The sequence below is a fragment of the Sphingobacteriaceae bacterium genome (assembly GCA_016715905.1).
In the GTDB taxonomy this organism is placed as follows: domain Bacteria; phylum Bacteroidota; class Bacteroidia; order B-17B0; family Aurantibacillaceae; genus Aurantibacillus.
Window position 1 is genome coordinate 855,295 of the sequence record JADJXI010000003.1, and the last position, 16,832, is coordinate 872,126.

Genomic DNA, 16,832 nt, shown 5'->3' on the forward strand with positions numbered 1-16,832 from the left:
ATGGGTAAACGACTTTTAATATTGCTTTTTTGTTTTGTATCTATTTTGAGTAGTGCACAAGATGAATTGCTTGACTCATTAACCTTGGTCACCTACCAAGAATATACAGATTTGGAGGAAGCGCTTAAAAATCCGAACAACGTTGTAAAACTAACCCTCCGAAAAAAAAAGTATAAAACTTTTCCAACTCAAATTCTGGAATTGAAAAACTTACAGTTTTTAGATCTTAGTAAAAATGCCATCAAAGAATTACCGGATAGTATAGTACAACTTAAAAAACTACAATTTCTGTTATTAAGTAAAAATGGATTAGAACGCTTACCCGTAAACTTTGGTAATATGGGAAATTTGATTTATTTAAATATTAATCAAAATGACATAACTAACCTGCCCTATAGTTTTGGTAATCTGGAAAAATTACAATATTTAGACATGTGGAGTAATAATTTAGATTTTATGCCCGAAAATTTTAATAGTCTAAAAAATCTAAAGTGGCTGGACATGAGAAGTATACTAATTTCAAAATCAGTGCAGGATAATTTTTATAATACCTTTCCCAACGCGCGTATTTATTTCAGTCCGCCCTGTAACTGTGGTAGTTAGCTTCTTTTTTTAAAATCAGACTTATTAAAAGTCCTTTTTTAATAAGTTTATTATCAGGGCTTAACATCACTTCAATTAAATTCCAAATTTTAGGGCATTAAAACATCAGTTTAAATTTTATGAAATTAACCCGTTTTGTTTGTTTGTCCTTACTGTTAACAGTAACGCTTACTCATTTAAAAGCACAGGAAATGAGCAAACGGGAAATGGAGGAGGCGGCATATCATTATTTTGGGATGGGAGATTATGTTGATGCTTATCCTTTATTTGATAAGTTAGCTGCTGAAAATCCGAAAAACATTGATTACCGTTTTCGTTTGGGAATAATATGTTTGCATTATCCCATGAAAAAAAACAGAGCCATTGAGATTTTTACGCAATTGAGAAGCGAGGTGAAGGGGCCGGAAATAGATTATTATTTAGGTAAATCTTATCACTTAAATTACAAATTTGATGAAGCAATACCCTATTTGGAAAAATACGTTGAAGAAGTAACCGGCACCAATAAAAAAGATGAAAGGGATATGATGTTGGATGCCAAACATTCAGCAGAACAATGTAAGCATGGCAAATTTTTAATTGATAACAGAGTAATTGCTGAAATAATAAATATAGGGGAGCCATTAAATACTGAAGAATTGGAAGGTTCTCCAATAATATCAACGGACGAAAGTATGATAATATTTACCTATGCCGGCAAAAATAGTATGGGAGGGAAGTTAAATGAAGATCTTCAACCGGATAAAGATGGACATTATAGAGAAGATGTGATGATGAGTTTTAAAGAAACCGACACTACTTATGGCCCTCCTATACCAATCGAATCAATAAACACTTTAGGTAATGATGCGGCAATTGCTATTTCACCGGATGGTATGACGCTATTTACTTTTGCAAGTAATAATGACGATGGAGATATTTATGTGAGCCACTTAGTTGGTTTCGAATGGTCGAAACCCGTAAAGCTCAATAAAAATATTAATTCTGAAGCGTGGGAAGGATCATGTTCTATTTCCGGAGATGGCCGTCATCTTTATTTTTCGAGTGAAAGGCCCGGAGGATTTGGAAAAAAAGATATTTATGTAAGTGACTTTGAAAATGGAGATTGGGGACCCGCAAAAAATTTAGGATCAAAAATAAATACCGAATATAATGATGACGCTCCATTCATTCACCCCGATGGTATTACTTTATTCTTTAGTTCCGAAGGACACACAAGTATTGGAGGATATGATATTATGTTTAGTGTGAAGAAGGATAATGAATGGACTGAACCTAAAAATATGGGATTGCCTTTAAATACAACGGAAGATGATAGATATTATGTAATTAACTCAAAAGGAGATAAAGGATTTTTTAGCAGCGACAGGGCAGGCGCAGGTGGTAAGGGGAGTTTAGATATTTATATGGTAACACCTGGCGTATTAGGTGATAAACCCATTATTGCCTTATTAAAGGGACATGTTTACGGGAATGATAAACCCATAAAAGCAAACATTGAGGTGGTGAAAATTGTGCAGCAAGAAAGCATTGGTCCTTTCGAATCCAATGAAAAAACCGGTAAATACTTAATGGCTTTAAGTCCGGGTTATATTTATCGCATTAAAGTTAAAGCAGAAGGATATGAATCGGTTGAAGAAGATTTAGATATTGAGAACTTGGATAAGTATATGGAAGCGAATAAAGATTTTTATTTGTACGCTCCCGGTTCACAAACCAATATTGTAGCTACGGAAACTACAACACCAACCGAAACTGTCGTTAGCAACCCTACTGTAACGCCTACTGAAACCGTTGTGGCAGTTGAAACAACCACTACGGAATCCACGCCAACCGAAACTGTTGCCACAGTTGAAACAAAAACAACTGAAAGTACACCAACCGAAACAATAGCTTCCACTGAACCCTGCTCGTCACAAATTCTACCCGACTTGAATTCTATAAAAGGGAAATCATTAAATGATCTAAGTGTATATAAACAATTATTGGGATTAGCAGGCGATTATTGTGCCGACGGTTTGGTATTTAAAGTTCAGATCGGGGCGTATAGATTTCCTAATAATTATAAGTACAATCATTTGATCCAATATGGCAAGCCGGAAATAACAGAATATCCGGATGGCATTACTCGATTCACGCAAAAAGAATTTAAAACTATAAAAGAAGCAGAAAAACACCGACAAAAAGCTATTGCCAAAGGTCAGAAAGACGCATGGATAGTCGCCTTTGTGAATGGCAAGCGCTATACTTTAGAAGAACTAATTATGGTTGATTTTCTTGGTAAATCAATAAACTAAGTTCTACAGGTACCAAAAAAAAACCCGCTCCGTAAAGCGGGTTTTTTTTATGTAAGGTTATTTTCTAAACTGTCATGATTTCTTTTTCTTTTTGCTCAATATGTTTATCTACTTTTCCAACACATCCATCCGTGATACCTTGAATTTTGGTTTCCGCATCCTTAGCTTCGTCTTCCGGTAGACCATTTTTCTTCAAACCTTTTATACTTTCCATAGCGTCTTTTCTGATGTTTCGAATGGCCACTTTAGCATCTTCTCCAAGATTTCTTGCTGTTTTGGTTAACTCTTTTCTTCTTTCTTCAGTTAAAGGCGGAACAACGATTCGAATAATTACTCCATCATTTTGCGGATTAAATCCCAGGTTAGCCATTTGAATAGCTTTTTCAATGGGTGTAAGCATTGTTTTTTCCCAAGGTTGAATAACAAGGGTTCTTGAATCTTGTGTGTTTATACTTGCCGTATTACTCAACGGAACTTTACTTCCATAATAATCAACCTGTACATTTTCTAACATCACCGGATTTGCTTTTCCGGCTCTTACTTTTTGTAATTCTGATTCCAAGTGCACAATAGCCTTATCCATTAATGATTTGGTATGGTCTAAAACTGATTTTACGTCATTCATATTTTCAGTGGTTTAATTCTATGTAAATATAAGCAAAAGCCTATTTATTGGTTTACTAAAAGTTCCTTTAATTTATCTATTACATAATCTACTTCTTCTTTGGTGCTGTATTTGGAAAAGCTAAATCGTACTGAAGCTCGCTCCATATCAATTCCCATGGCTCTGAGCACGTGACTACCTTGATTGCTGCCGCTGCTACACGCACTGCCTCCGCTGGCCGCAATTCCGGCAATATCTAAATTAAAAAGTAACATTTCGCTATCAGGATGTTTAGGGAAACGACAATTTAAAACGGTGTACAATGATTTATCAGGATCTGTTTCCCCATTAAATTCAATACCCGGAATTTCCGCTATAAGTCTATTCATCATATAGGTTTTTAACGCTTGAATTTCTTTATGGTGTTTTTCCATTTCGTCGAAGCATATTTCAAGTGCTTTAGCTAAACCAACTATGCCATATAAATTTTCTGTTCCGCCCCTCATGTTTCTTTCCTGCGCTCCTCCATGAATGAAAGGTTTTAATTTATAATCTTGATTCATGAATAAAAAGCCAACACCTTTAGGTCCATGAAATTTATGTGCCGCACAGGTTAAAAAATGAATTTTTGTTGCTTTCAGATCTATTTTATAATGCCCCATAGTTTGTACGGTATCACTATGGAAAATAGCATTGTATTTCTCGCATAAGTCTGCAACTTTTTGAATAGGCAATAAGGTGCCTACTTCATTATTGGCATGCATCAGTGAAACCAGTGATCGACTTTCATTCTTTAGTGCATTTTCCAACTCTGTTAAATTAATATTTCCTTTTGAGTCGGGTTTTAGCCAGGTTACTTTTACTTTTCCGCTTTTTTCTAATAACTCAATGGTGTGCTCAACGGCATGATGTTCAATTTTTGAGGTAATGATATGATTAATACCAAAAGTTTCAATGCTTTGTACAATAGCCATGTTATCCGCTTCTGTACCCCCTGAGGTAAAAAATATTTCAGCGGGTGAAGCGTTCAAAAGTTTTGCTACCGTTTTTCTGGCCACTTCAATCGCAGCTCGTGTTTTTCTTCCAAAACCATGTATAGAAGAAGGGTTCCCGAAATCCTCTTTCATATACGGTAACATGGCATCAAGCACTTCCGGATCCATAGGTGTAGTGGCCGCATTGTCAAGATATATTTTTTTTGTCATCCCTTAATTTTTAATTAATTCTTTGATATCCGATATGATTTTTTTAGCCAGATTATCGGCAGTGGCCAGTGTTTGACTTTCGCTGTAAATACGTATTATGGGTTCAGTATTGCTTTTTCTTAAATGAACCCACTCTTTATCAAATTCTATTTTTAATCCATCCACCTCATTTAAGGGTTGTTTATGATATTTAGCTTTAACTTTTTCTAAAATTAAATCTACGTTTATCTGTTCAGTAAGTTCAATTTTGTTTTTTGAAATAAAATAACCCGGATAACTGCTTCTTAAAACCGAAACTGATTTACCGAATTTGGCAAGGTGCGTTAAAAAAATAGCAATTCCAACCAAAGCGTCTCGGCCATAATGCAGTTCCGGTAAAATCACGCCTCCATTTCCTTCTCCGCCAATTACAGCTTTTGTTTCTTTCATTTTATGAACCACATTTACTTCTCCAACGGCTGAGGCTGAATAAAGGCCTCCGTTTTTTTCTGTTATATCTCGCAATGCCCTTGTGCTTGACAGATTACTTACCGTATTTCCGTATTTGTGATGTTTTAGCACGTAGTCGGCCACTGCTACTAAGGTGTATTCTTCGCCAAACATCTCACCATCTTCACAAACAAAAGCCAAACGATCAACATCCGGATCAACACTTATTCCCAAATTAGCTTTTTGTTTTAAAACTGATGCACTAAGTTCCGTTAAATGTTCGGGCAACGGTTCCGGATTATGGGCAAAATTACCATGCATATCTCCGTTAATTACCGTAACATTGGAAACACCCAAGGCTTTGAGCAATGCCGGAACAGCAATTGCTCCTGATGAATTAATGGCATCTACTACAATTTTGAAATTTGCTTTAGTTATAACATCTTGATCAACGTAAGGAAGATCTAATATTTTTTGAATATGAATATTTAAGAAATCGTCGTTTTTACTGTATTTACCGAGTTGATTGACTTGCGAATATTCAAAATCTTCTTTTTCGGCAATATTCAATAATTCCTGTCCGGTTTCTGCACTTATAAATTCTCCTTCTGAATTTAAAAGTTTTAAAGCATTCCATTGTTTGGGATTGTGGCTGGCCGTTAGTATAATTCCGCCATCTGCTTTTAATTCTTTTACCGCCATTTCTACGGTTGGCGTAGTGCTTAATCCTAAATCTATCACGTTTACGCCCATGCCGGATAAGGTGGCACACACGAGGTTGGATACCAATTCACCACTCATACGCGCATCTCTGCCTATGATTATAGTTTTAGTTTTATTGGAATTGGAAGCGAGAATAATTTTGGCAAATGCTGAGGTAAACTTAACAATGTCAATAGGTGTTAAAGCATCATTTGTTTTTCCACCAATCGTCCCTCTTATGCCTGATATACTTTTAATTAGAGTCACAGTGTTTTTTTTTAGATGTGCCAAAGATAGAAAACTGCGTGATATCTTCTTGTTTTTAAGTTAACAAATTGCTGATTTTTTATATAAATTGCCTAGTGTCAAATGGATTAAAATGAAGACTTTTTTAGATTCACATTTTATTAAATTTTTTATTTTTTCAATCTTAGCTTTGGGTGTAACTGCTGTAAATGCTAATAACAACAACTTAACATTTGTTGATACGCTCTATTTGTATACAGACACTGTACAAATGGAAGTTTTTATTTCCAATATCGATCAAAATAAAGATGCACAGCGTCCGTTCCCGATACTTCATTTCATCAAAGAAAAGCGCAAAAAAAATAAAAAAGTAATTGCCACAATATTAGCATTTCCATTACCTTTTGGTATTGTTGGTTTGCATCGAATTTATTTAGGTACCGCGCCTTATGTGCCTGTTGTATATGTGGCTAGCTTGGGGGGTGTATTGGGTATTTTACCATTTATAGATTTTTGTGTTTTGTTACTGGATAAGGAAATTGACAGGTATCAGAACAATAAACAGGTGTTTATGTGGGTTAATGAATAATTAAGTATGTGTGGAATAAGCGGATTAATTTTAAAAAAAGAGAATGCGTTAAACGCCAGCGAAATTATTCAGAAAATGAATCTGGCCATTGCGCATCGGGGTCCGGATGGTGATGGATTTTTATTGGTTGATCGGGATGAGGCAATTCCATTTGCAGGAGCAATTACTTCCATTAAAAAAGTAAATCAGCTCAATTATTTCCCCGAAAAAAATATTTTAAACTCCGAACTCAATCCGTTTTTAGCTTTTGGTCACCGACGTTTATCAATTCTCGATTTGAGTAACTATGGACACCAACCCATGTGTAATCAAAATGGAACAAATTGGATTGTGTTTAATGGCGAAATTTACAATTATATTGAACTTCGGGAAGAGTTAAAAGCCAAAGGTTATACTTTTATTTCCGAAAGTGATACCGAAGTGGTATTAGCCGCTTATCAAGAATGGAATGAAAACTGTGTGCTGCATTTTAACGGGATGTGGGCTTTTTGTATTTATGATGCGGAGAAAAACATCTGTTTTGCTTCAAGAGATCGTTTAGGCGTAAAACCTTTTTATTACGTAAATAGTTCAAATTATTTTGGCTTTGCCAGCGAACAAAAAGCTTTTGTTAAATCGGGGTTAGTGAGTGGAGAAACAAACGATATTCAACTACATGATTATTTGATTAATGGAAGAGTAGAGCACGATGAAAATAATTTTTTTAATAACGTTAATGAACTCAAAGGAGGTTATTCATTAATTTACAGTTTAAGAAATCATGCAATTTCCGTTTCTAAGTATTACTCAACACAAATAAGTACGGAAAACAACACTAAGTCTGATGTGGATTTGATTGCGGAAATTAAAAATAAGGTAACAAGAGCCGTTAAAATCCGAATGCGGAGTGATGTAGAAGTGGGTACTTGTTTAAGTGGCGGGTTAGATAGTAGTATTATTGCCGCATTAATGACTCAAGAAAATAAAAAGGGCATTCATTGTTTCACTTCTGTTTTTAAGGGAGAGGTTTTTAATGAGGAAGAATATGCGAATTTGATGGCCAATTCGATTGGTGCGCGCTTACACAAAATAAATCCGGATGAAAATTCTTTCCTGAGTAATTTGAACGAATTAATTTATTCGCAAGATGTGCCTATTTGGGATACCAGTACTTTTTCGCAGTTTATGGTGATGAAATTAGCAGCACAGCATAAAATTAAAGTAGTGTTAGACGGTCAAGGTGCAGATGAATTGTTTGGAGGTTATCATCATTATTTTATTGCCAAATGGAAAAAACTTCTAAGTGAAGGTAATTCAAGAAAAGCTTTTCAGGAAATTAAAGCCAGTCAAAAAACCATTAACAGTCCATTTATCTTTTTTGCCAAGGAAAAATTAAAAGAGCGTATGCATGTATCAGGTGCTGTTTATGAAAAGTTTTTTAAACCTGAATTTCTACAGCTATCCGAAAAAATTAATCCGGTTAAGTATTTTAATTCTGTAAATGAACAACAACTATATGATATTGAAGAAGCCCGGTTAAAACCATTTTTAAAATGTGAGGATCGGTGTGCCATGTGGCATAGTGTAGAGAGTCGTACTCCTTTTAGTGATGATGTTCATTTAATTCAACTGATGTTTTCATTTGATGGTGAACGAAAAATTCAGAATGGCGTGCTAAAACACCTTTTTCGCGAAGCATTTAAAACCGAATTGCCGGAAAAAATTTATAAGCGATACGACAAGCGGGGATTTGAAACTCCCATGAAAAAGTGGATTCTGAATTTATTACCAATCATTCAAGAAGAAATTAAACCTTTAGAGGATACCATTTTAAAAAAGGATTTTATTAAAAAATTTAATTTGGACGACGACAAACAAATTAAAGTGTTATTTAAATTATTTGTTTATTCAAGATGGAAAAAGTTATTTGAGAATTAAATCCCAATCACCTTAAATTCTGTTCTTCTGTTTTTAGCTTTATTTTCAATGCTCGTATTTGGAACCTTAGGTTTTGTGTCACCATATCCTTTAAACTTAAGTCGGTTAGCTTGCACTTTATTGCTCGTTACTAAATAATCAAAAACAGCCTTGGCTCTGTTTGTAGATAGAATTAAATTGGCTTTTTTATCTCCGTCGCTATCTGTATGTCCGCTTAATTCAATTTTCACTTTATTATTTGCGACTAAAAAAGAGATTAATTTATCAAGCTCTGCTTTGCTTTCCGGTTTTAAATCCCACTTATTCACATCAAAAAAAACGTTTTTAAGTTCTACTACATTTCCGGTATCAATAGGTTGTAAGGGTATATCTAATAAATAGGGCTTTGAAAAATCAGTTATTTTTCCTTTAAGCGAAAAATTATCGCTATAAAATAAAAACCCGGCTTTATTCACATTTACGATATAATTTTTATTTGCAGTTAGTGTTACTAAAAATTCACCATTACTGCCGCTATACGATTGGGTAACATTTTTACCGGTTTCTAAATCAATTAATTCAAAGCTGGCTTCTAAGGGTTCTTTGGTTTCGGCATTGTATATTTTTCCCTTAGCAAAAGTTATTTTTTCAGGCTTAAACTCATTCGGCACTTCAAATTGATATAAATCCAATTCTCCAAATCCTCCATCTCTGTCCGATGCAAAATAAGCCAAGGCTCCACTTGGAGATACCAATAAACTGTTTTCGTCTTTGGAAGAATTAATTGGATAACCCAGATTTACAGGATCACCCCATGTACCATCTGTATTTTTTTTCGACATAAATATATCTGCTCCACCCATACCTACATGTCCCTTACTGCAGAAGTATAAGGTTTGATTATCGGGATGAATAAATACAGATTGTTCTTCTTTTTTGGTGTTTACATTATCGGGCATTTTTTGTGCTTCACCAAATTTTCCATCTTCGCCTACCACAGAGAAATAAATATCTATATCTTTTACTACCCCACTTCGTAAGGGAGTGCCGCGTACAAAATATAATGTTTTACCATCACTGCTAAAACTAGGTTGACTTTCCCAATTGCCTGAATTTATTTTAGGTCCGAGGTTTGATGGTTTTGTCCATTTGCCATTTACTTTTTGAGTAAAGAAAATATCACAACTTCCAAATCCTTTGGCTTGTCCACCCAAGTAAAGGCCATCCATTTCCTGCGATACGGTTATAAACATGTATTTGCCATCAGCAGAAATAGAGGGTGCCCCTTCGTTACCTCCACTGCTTAATTCTCTTATTGGATTTGACTCTTTCCAAAGTCCTTTGTTATCGGCATAGGATAAAAATAAATCTTCCTGGTAATGTCCGCGCTGATTTCCGGACTCCATTCGCCGTGTGTAATAAAATTGGCTTTCATCACCGACAATGGAAGGGAAGTATTCAGCAAAGGGAGAATTGATGGATGGTCCCATATTAGAAAAAGTGATTTTCTTAGGATTTTTTTTAGCGTGAATAGCGAAATCTATACATTTCAAATTAAATTCAGCTTCTTCTTTCATTTTAGGATCAATGCGCTGAAATTTCAGGAATTGTGATAAGTGTATCTTAGCTTTTTCGTAATCTTCCACATAAAATTCGGTATCTCCTAAGTCAAAATAATTTTGAACATACATGCCGGGTGCTTTTTGTATGGCTGATTCTAAATGAAATATTCTTTCTTTTAAGCGATTTTGTTCGGCACATAAAATGGCAATTATCATGTGCGGCTCCATAAATTTCGGATCAGCTTCTATTGCTTTTTTTAAGAACTCTTCCGCTTTTTTATCTTGCCTAGCGTCATAATTTCTTCTGCCTTCTTCAAAATACTTTAATGCTTTTTTATCGGTACTGGTATATTGACCCGGTGGCAAATTGGTTTGAGCAACAAAAATTTGAAATCCTAATTGAAAAATAAGTAAGTATATTATTTGTTTATTCATATTTACAAGCCTACCCAGCTTTTTAAAGTTAGTTTTTCTTTTTCAGAAATATTATCCTTTAATGAAATTTTATTTTTTTCGGTAATCTTTACTTTTTGTGCTTTAGCTTTTAGTATTTTTTGTTTGTATTTACCGGCTCTTTTTTTAGGACGAAAAACGTGTATAACCACTTCGTCACCTTCTTTTACTGTATTAAAATATTCATTAAAAACATCTTTAGCGCTTTCAATTTTTAATTCTTTATTGTTGAGTTTAAAAAGTTCATCACCACTTTTAAAACCCAGTTTTTTCCCGAATTCATCCAAACTCCAGGTTCCGGAAACAACCAATCTGTTCGTACGGTCATTAAAATCTAAGTCCGGATTCCCAAATGTAAATTCGTAACTTATGTTTTCTTTTACAAATTCTATTCCAATTTTACTTAATACTTCATTCATGGGTAAAGGTTCATGGCCTTTAACATGTTTTTTGAGAAATTCGCCGATTTGCGGATAAGTTAAGGCCTCTATTTCGCCAATTAATTCGTCATCGTTAAAGGATTTATCTTTTCCATATTTTTTCGAAAGGTCCTTCATTAATTGTTGAGTGCCGTAAACGCCATCGCTGTAATGCCTTAATAATATATCCAAACACATACCAATAACTGCTCCCTTTTCATAAACATTATTGTATTGAGGATGAATAGCTGGTAGTAAAACGTTTTTACTCATCCAGGTGAAACTCATGGTGTCGTTATAATTGTTGACGCTGTTGTCGTATTTCTGCATCATTACATTTAAAAAATCATCCACGTTAATTAATCCGCCTTTAGCTTGAGCATGATGTGCGGCATACTCGGTCATGCCTTCATAAAGCCAAAGGTGTTCGCTCATTTGCGGGTTATTGAAATCAAATTCCCCAATTTCTTTTGCGTGTATGTTTAGTGGAGTAACAATATGAAAAAATTCGTGTGCGGCAATATCTCTAATTTCTTGTTTTATAAAATTGCTGTCAATTTCGGGCATTACATAAAATGAAGAATATGAATGTTCTAACGCACCAAAGCTTCCGGAGCGCGTGCCTTTATCAGTAAAATAAAATAAAAAAGCATATTTATTAACTGGTAATTCTCCTCCCAAATAATCTTTTTGGATATTCAATAATTCTTTGAGCGTTTTTGCAATAAAAAATGCGCTCACTTTTTTATTAGGGGAATAACTGGATACTAAAACTTTTGTATTGGCCACCATAATACTGATGGTGTCCGGTTTTGTATATAAAATGGGTGAATCAATTAAATTATGATAATCAAAAACGCTAACGATATCCGATTCTTCGCCACTGCGAATATTTTCAATACCGGTTGCCGGATAAAATGCTTTTGGTTTATCAAACTCTAAAACAAATTCATTTTTAGTATAATTTTTAAAGTACCCGAAGAAACCATGGGTGTTTATACAGAAATTTTTATCGGCTTCAATATTTGTTCCGCCGGGTTCAAAAATTGCTTTTTCCCGATCTTCTTGTGAATCTTTTTTATCAAAAGTATCATCCACTTCATAAGTAATTTCACTTATTTCATTAGCCGGAGATAATTTCCAACAATTTAAATCCTTTTTTTCAACTAATATGGTTTTACCGTTTTTTCCGGTAACTTTTAAATTAGTGATGTATCGTCCGAAGTTGTATACTTCATAAGTGCCCGGAACCATGGCAGGAAAACAAAAATCAATTTCATTTTCAGTAATAGAAGGCGGAATTAACTTCACGCTAATTTTATCATCATTTACCTTTTTGAGGTTGATGAAATATTTATACTCGTTTCCGGCAAATGAAACAGAACAAAGAAAGAGCAATATGTACAATTGAATTCGCATTTAACGAAGTATTAAGTTAAAGTTTTTCCAGCGGTATTTGAGCCAAAATATGATAAATGTGATAGCCGCTAAAACTATCCATGCAATAAACTCCTGAGCCGGATTTTCGGATGTGCTTACAAAAATGGCATCTGTTTGCAGTACACCATTTGGCGAAGTGATTAGCAAACTGGAGATTAAATTATTAGCACAATGTATTCCCAAAGCCAATTCTAATCCTTCATCTAATAAAGAAAGGGCTCCCAAAAAAAGGCCGAATAAGGTATAGTATGGAAACATAATTAGCCAGCCAAAAGTTTTTGCTTCCGGATTGGCCATGTGAACTAGTCCGAATAATAGCGAAGTGAGAATAATGGGAATTATTCCGTTTTTAAAAATTCCGGACAATCCTTGTACCAGATAACCTCTGAATATTATTTCTTCCGTACTAGTTTGTATGGGCATTAATAAAACCGAAACTAACAAAAGCAGAAAAAATTGACCGGGCTTAAAATCGACAGTCATAGTTTCCGGAGATAGAAAATATTGTAATAAGGTGGCCACTGTAACCATCCCGGCCCAAATGCCAAAAGCAAAAAAAACGCGTTTCCATCTTAGTTTTTCATAGGCGGTAATAACTGACAAAAATGGTTTTTTCTGAATTCTTACAATAACGGTTCTTAACCCCAGTAATGCAAAAACAAACATACCGAATAATAAGGCTAACAGTAAATTTTTATTGATTCCTATTTTTTCAGGATTAAAAATAATGTTCGGGTCAGCCACTATTTCCTCAATACTTATACCATTACTCATGGCCATGCTTACCAAAGGTAATTGTATGATGATTTGAAAAACAAAATAACCGAACATAGCAGCGCTTATACCGGTTAAGTACATCCACCAGTGATTAAATCCTTGAACAGCCCCGGCATTGAGAAATAAATTATTGAATGGAAGTTTATTTTTTATTTCGGGATCAGACATCGGATTTTATTAATGAAATAATAGCCTTAAATTTGCGTCACTAAAATTAAATAAATAAATGAGAGCAAATAGAACTTTTGATAATTATAAATGCGCCGTTTTAGGTTTGGTTACCGTTTTACTGGTTAGTTGCGGTGAGAACACTTCAGAAAAACCAATTTATACGGAAGAGGCCTTAGGAGAGGCTCTTTTTTTCGATCCTATTTTGTCAAGAGATACCAGTGTGAGTTGCGCCACTTGTCACAAAGCCGAGTTAGCATTTGCAGATAACACACCAACCAGCAAAGGGGTATTTGGGAGAAGTGGGAATCGTAATACGCCATCGGCTATGAACCAAACCGATCGAAATTTTTATTTTTGGGATGGAAGAGCAGAAACTTTAGAAGAACAGGCATTAGGACCTATCGAAAATCCGGTTGAAATGGATTTGCCTTTAAGTATTGCCATTCAACGTCTCTTAAAAAGTGAGAAATATAAAAAAGCTTTTCAACAGGTTTATGGAAAAGATCCAAGTATTTCCTTACTGGCGCAGGCTATTGCTAATTATGAACGCACCTTGGATACCGGAAATAGTCCATTCGATAAATACATGAGAGGAAAAGATACCACTCAGTTTTCGGAAAGTGCTAAACGTGGTTTAACCATTTTTAATGAGAAGGGAAAGTGTTTTGACTGCCATTTTGGAGTGGATTTTACCGGAAACGACCAGTTTAAGAATATTGGAATTTATAACGGGAAAGATTTAAATGATAAAGGTAGATATGATGTAACCCAAAAAGAAAGTGATTTGGGCAAGTTTAAAATACCTGGATTAAGAAATATTGCCTTAACGGCGCCATACATGCATAATGGAATGCACAAAACCTTGAGAGAGGTGATTGATTATTACGATACGCCGGATAAATTTATAAATAACAGTATAAACAGAGATACTTTACTAAGTAAGCCTTTAGGACTGAGCGAAGGAGAGAAAAAAGATTTAGAAAATTTTCTTTTGAGTTTAACAGATGAGCGTTTTACCAAAAAAGAAAATAAGGAAGATAAGTAGCAAGCCGAATTAAACTCTACGGATTGAATAGAATTTTCGATTTGAATAATAATTAAACCAAACGGTAAGAGGCTTTCTGATGTGCAGTATGAATGAATTAACTGAAACTTCGGTGTTCAACCTTGTTCAACTCCTCTTTACTGAGTGATTTGAAATAATCGTAAGTTATTTTTAAACCTTCTGCTCTTTTTATTTTTGGTTCCCAGCCTAATATTTTTTTAGCGAGAGAAATATCGGGTTTACGCTGTTTAGGATCATCTTTAGGTAGTGGAAGAGAAATTAATTTTTGATTGGCACCGGTTAACTTCAATATTTCTTCACCAAATTCTTTGATTGTAATTTCATCCGGATTTCCAATATTAACCGGAAGATGATAGTCACTCATTAACAATCGATAAATCCCTTCTACTAAATCATCCACATAGCAAAAACTTCGGGTTTGACTGCCATCGCCAAACATCGTTAAATCCTCTCCGCGTAAAGCTTGCCCAATAAATGCAGGTAATACTCTGCCGTCGTTCAGGCGCATGCGTGGACCATAGGTATTAAATATCCGAATGATTCGGGTTTCTAATTGGTGATAATCATGATAAGCCATAGTTAAGGCTTCCATAAAACGTTTGGCTTCATCATAACAACCGCGTGGACCAACCGGATTCACATTTCCCCAATAATCTTCTGTTTGAGGATGAACATGTGGGTCACCATACACCTCGCTGGTAGATGCCACTAAAACCCTGGCTTTTTTTACGCGGGCTAATCCTAAAATATTATGAGTACCTAAAGAAGAAACTTTTAAAGTTTGAATAGGTATTTTTAAATAATCGATGGGGGAGGCCGGTGAAGCAAAATGCAAAATGTAATCTATATTTCCCGATACATGCACAAATTTTGAAACATCATGATGGTAAAATTCAAAGGTGTTTAATTTAAATAGATGTTCAATATTTTTCAGGTCGCCCGTAATTAAATTATCCATTCCCACTACGGAGAATCCTTCTTTGATAAAACGATCGCACAAATGCGAACCTAAAAATCCGGCTGCTCCGGTAATTAATACTCTTTTCATTTTATGGTGTTTACTCCTATACAATAATATGTAAATCCTAATTTCTGCATGTCTTGATAATCAAATATATTTCTTCCGTCAAAAATAACTTTTACTTTTTCAGCAATTAAATCAAAATCAGGTGAGCGGAACTCAGGCCACTCCGTAACAATGAGTAAGGCGTCGGTATTATTTAAGGAGGAATAAATATCTTCCGCAAAGGAGATTTTATTTCCTAAGATTCGTTGCGCTTCGTGCTTAGCTACCGGATCATAAGCTACAACGTTTGCTCCTGCTGCTAATAATTTTTCAATAATCACTAAACTTGGTGCTTCACGCATATCATCCGTTTTGGGCTTAAAAGATAAACCCCATAGTGTAAAAGTTTTTCCTTTTAGGTCAGATTTAAAATGTTGATTTATTTTATTGAACAAAACTTCTTTCTGAGACTCGTTTACTTCTTCAACCGCATTTAGTATGCGCATGCTGTATTTATTTTCTTTTGCAGTTTTAATAAGCGCTTTTACATCTTTCGGAAAACAACTTCCTCCGTATCCAACACCCGGATAAATAAATTTGGTACCAATTCGCGGGTCGCTTCCAATTCCTTTTCTTACCATGTTCACATCAGCGCCCATAAGTTCACATAAATTAGCCACATCATTCATGAAACTGATTTTGGTGGCCAGCATGGCATTGGCTGCGTATTTAGTCATTTCCGCACTGGGAATATCCATAAATATGATTGGGTGACCATTTAATAAAAAGGGTTTATACAATTTACGCATGATTTCTTCAGCCTCGGGGTGATCTACACCAACAACAATACGGTCGGGTTTCATAAAATCTTCAATGGCGGCACCTTCTTTTAAAAATTCGGGATTAGAGGCTACGAAATATTTTATTTTTTCTTTTCGTTTATCCAGTGCGGCTTGCAAAGCAGCTTTAACTTTTTCTGAAGTAGAAACCGGAACAGTAGATTTTGTTACAACAACCAGTGGCTTTTGCATGTATTCGCCGATAGAAGTTGCAACCGCTAAAACGTACTTTAAATCTGCAGAGCCGTCTTCATCAGGCGGAGTTCCCACCGCGATAAAAGCAACATCCGCTTCTCCAATGCTTTCTTTAATGGAAGTGCTGAAGTGTAATCGTCCTTTTTGTACATTACGATTTACCATTTCTTCCAAGCCCGGTTCGTAAATTGGAAGAATTCCTTTCTTCAGATTATTTATTTTTTTTTCGTCTATATCAACACAAGTAACATCAACACCAACTTCACTAAAACAGGTTCCTGTTACTAATCCTACATATCCTGTTCCTATAACTGTTATTTTCATTTAATCAAC

Annotated in this window: 13 protein-coding genes; 5 read left to right on the forward strand and 8 right to left on the reverse strand. The window is 35.0% G+C overall.

Annotated features, from left to right (window positions below):
- A complete protein-coding gene (locus tag IPM51_04085; GenBank protein ID MBK9283480.1) occupies positions 1-603 on the forward strand; it encodes a leucine-rich repeat domain-containing protein in 603 nt (200 codons plus the stop codon).
- A 119-nt stretch (positions 604-722) separates the two neighbouring features.
- Positions 723-2,900: a PD40 domain-containing protein gene (locus tag IPM51_04090; GenBank protein MBK9283481.1), complete on the forward strand. Its 2,178-nt coding sequence runs from the start codon at positions 723-725 to the stop codon at positions 2,898-2,900.
- A 64-nt stretch (positions 2,901-2,964) separates the two neighbouring features.
- Here IPM51_04090 and frr read toward each other — a convergent pair whose 3' ends face one another.
- The 3 genes from frr to glmM are packed head-to-tail and all read right to left on the reverse strand — an operon-like array spanning position 2,965 to position 6,107.
- Positions 2,965-3,525 (reverse strand): ribosome recycling factor, encoded by a 561-nt coding sequence (frr, locus tag IPM51_04095; GenBank protein ID MBK9283482.1) that lies wholly within the window; start codon positions 3,523-3,525, stop codon positions 2,965-2,967.
- 44 nt (positions 3,526-3,569) lie between these two features.
- Positions 3,570-4,709 carry a cysteine desulfurase gene (locus IPM51_04100; GenBank protein MBK9283483.1) on the reverse strand — a complete coding sequence of 380 codons (1,140 nt, stop codon included), beginning with the start codon at positions 4,707-4,709 and terminating at the stop codon, positions 3,570-3,572.
- Positions 4,710-4,712: 3 nt separating this feature from the next.
- Positions 4,713-6,107, reverse strand: a complete 1,395-nt coding sequence (gene glmM, locus IPM51_04105) for a phosphoglucosamine mutase (protein MBK9283484.1) — start codon at positions 6,105-6,107, stop codon at positions 4,713-4,715.
- A gap of 112 nt (positions 6,108-6,219) precedes the next feature.
- Here glmM and IPM51_04110 point away from each other — a divergent pair, with 112 nt between their 5' ends.
- Both IPM51_04110 and asnB read left to right on the forward strand, forming a co-directional pair.
- The gene (locus IPM51_04110) at positions 6,220-6,675 is read left to right on the forward strand and encodes an NINE protein (protein MBK9283485.1); all 456 of its coding nucleotides are present in this window, start codon (positions 6,220-6,222) and stop codon (positions 6,673-6,675) included.
- Positions 6,676-6,681: 6 nt separating this feature from the next.
- On the forward strand, positions 6,682-8,592 hold the full coding sequence (asnB, locus tag IPM51_04115) for an asparagine synthase (glutamine-hydrolyzing) (protein MBK9283486.1): 1,911 nt from the start codon (positions 6,682-6,684) through the stop codon (positions 8,590-8,592).
- Here asnB and IPM51_04120 read toward each other — a convergent pair.
- The 3 genes from IPM51_04120 to IPM51_04130 are packed head-to-tail and all read right to left on the reverse strand — an operon-like array spanning position 8,589 to position 13,390.
- The gene (locus IPM51_04120; GenBank protein MBK9283487.1) at positions 8,589-10,568 is read right to left on the reverse strand and encodes a PD40 domain-containing protein; all 1,980 of its coding nucleotides are present in this window, start codon (positions 10,566-10,568) and stop codon (positions 8,589-8,591) included. The genes asnB and IPM51_04120 overlap by 4 nt on opposite strands.
- A gap of 2 nt (positions 10,569-10,570) precedes the next feature.
- Positions 10,571-12,424: a peptidase M61 gene (locus IPM51_04125; GenBank protein MBK9283488.1), complete on the reverse strand. Its 1,854-nt coding sequence runs from the start codon at positions 12,422-12,424 to the stop codon at positions 10,571-10,573.
- Positions 12,425-13,390, reverse strand: coding sequence for a CPBP family intramembrane metalloprotease (locus IPM51_04130; protein MBK9283489.1), 966 nt, complete (start codon positions 13,388-13,390; stop codon positions 12,425-12,427). It lies immediately after the preceding gene.
- A gap of 58 nt (positions 13,391-13,448) precedes the next feature.
- On the opposite strand from IPM51_04130, the gene IPM51_04135 reads away from it, so the two are divergent.
- Positions 13,449-14,438, forward strand: coding sequence for a cytochrome-c peroxidase (locus IPM51_04135; protein ID MBK9283490.1), 990 nt, complete (start codon positions 13,449-13,451; stop codon positions 14,436-14,438).
- A 97-nt stretch (positions 14,439-14,535) separates the two neighbouring features.
- On the opposite strand, the gene IPM51_04140 is transcribed toward IPM51_04135, so the two are convergent.
- Positions 14,536-15,507: an SDR family oxidoreductase gene (locus IPM51_04140; protein MBK9283491.1), complete on the reverse strand. Its 972-nt coding sequence runs from the start codon at positions 15,505-15,507 to the stop codon at positions 14,536-14,538.
- Positions 15,504-16,823 carry a UDP-glucose/GDP-mannose dehydrogenase family protein gene (locus tag IPM51_04145; protein MBK9283492.1) on the reverse strand — a complete coding sequence of 440 codons (1,320 nt, stop codon included), beginning with the start codon at positions 16,821-16,823 and terminating at the stop codon, positions 15,504-15,506. The genes IPM51_04140 and IPM51_04145 overlap by 4 nt, the downstream gene beginning before the upstream one ends.
- Between the last annotated feature and the right edge of the window lie 9 nt (positions 16,824-16,832).

What these genes read in the sequence shown, in the direction of transcription:
- IPM51_04085 (MBK9283480.1), top strand. Translation starts at nt 1, where the DNA reads ATGGGTAAACGACTTTTAATATTGCTTTTTTGTTTTGTATCTATTTTG.
- IPM51_04090 (MBK9283481.1), top strand. Translation starts at nt 723, where the DNA reads ATGAAATTAACCCGTTTTGTTTGTTTGTCCTTACTGTTAACAGTAACG.
- frr (MBK9283482.1), bottom strand. Translation starts at nt 3,525, where the DNA reads ATGAATGACGTAAAATCAGTTTTAGACCATACCAAATCATTAATGGAT.
- IPM51_04100 (MBK9283483.1), bottom strand. Translation starts at nt 4,709, where the DNA reads ATGACAAAAAAAATATATCTTGACAATGCGGCCACTACACCTATGGAT.
- IPM51_04110 (MBK9283485.1), top strand. Translation starts at nt 6,220, where the DNA reads ATGAAGACTTTTTTAGATTCACATTTTATTAAATTTTTTATTTTTTCA.
- asnB (MBK9283486.1), top strand. Translation starts at nt 6,682, where the DNA reads ATGTGTGGAATAAGCGGATTAATTTTAAAAAAAGAGAATGCGTTAAAC.
- IPM51_04120 (MBK9283487.1), bottom strand. Translation starts at nt 10,568, where the DNA reads ATGAATAAACAAATAATATACTTACTTATTTTTCAATTAGGATTTCAA.
- IPM51_04125 (MBK9283488.1), bottom strand. Translation starts at nt 12,424, where the DNA reads ATGCGAATTCAATTGTACATATTGCTCTTTCTTTGTTCTGTTTCATTT.
- IPM51_04130 (MBK9283489.1), bottom strand. Translation starts at nt 13,390, where the DNA reads ATGTCTGATCCCGAAATAAAAAATAAACTTCCATTCAATAATTTATTT.
- IPM51_04135 (MBK9283490.1), top strand. Translation starts at nt 13,449, where the DNA reads ATGAGAGCAAATAGAACTTTTGATAATTATAAATGCGCCGTTTTAGGT.
- IPM51_04140 (MBK9283491.1), bottom strand. Translation starts at nt 15,507, where the DNA reads ATGAAAAGAGTATTAATTACCGGAGCAGCCGGATTTTTAGGTTCGCAT.
- IPM51_04145 (MBK9283492.1), bottom strand. Translation starts at nt 16,823, where the DNA reads ATGAAAATAACAGTTATAGGAACAGGATATGTAGGATTAGTAACAGGA.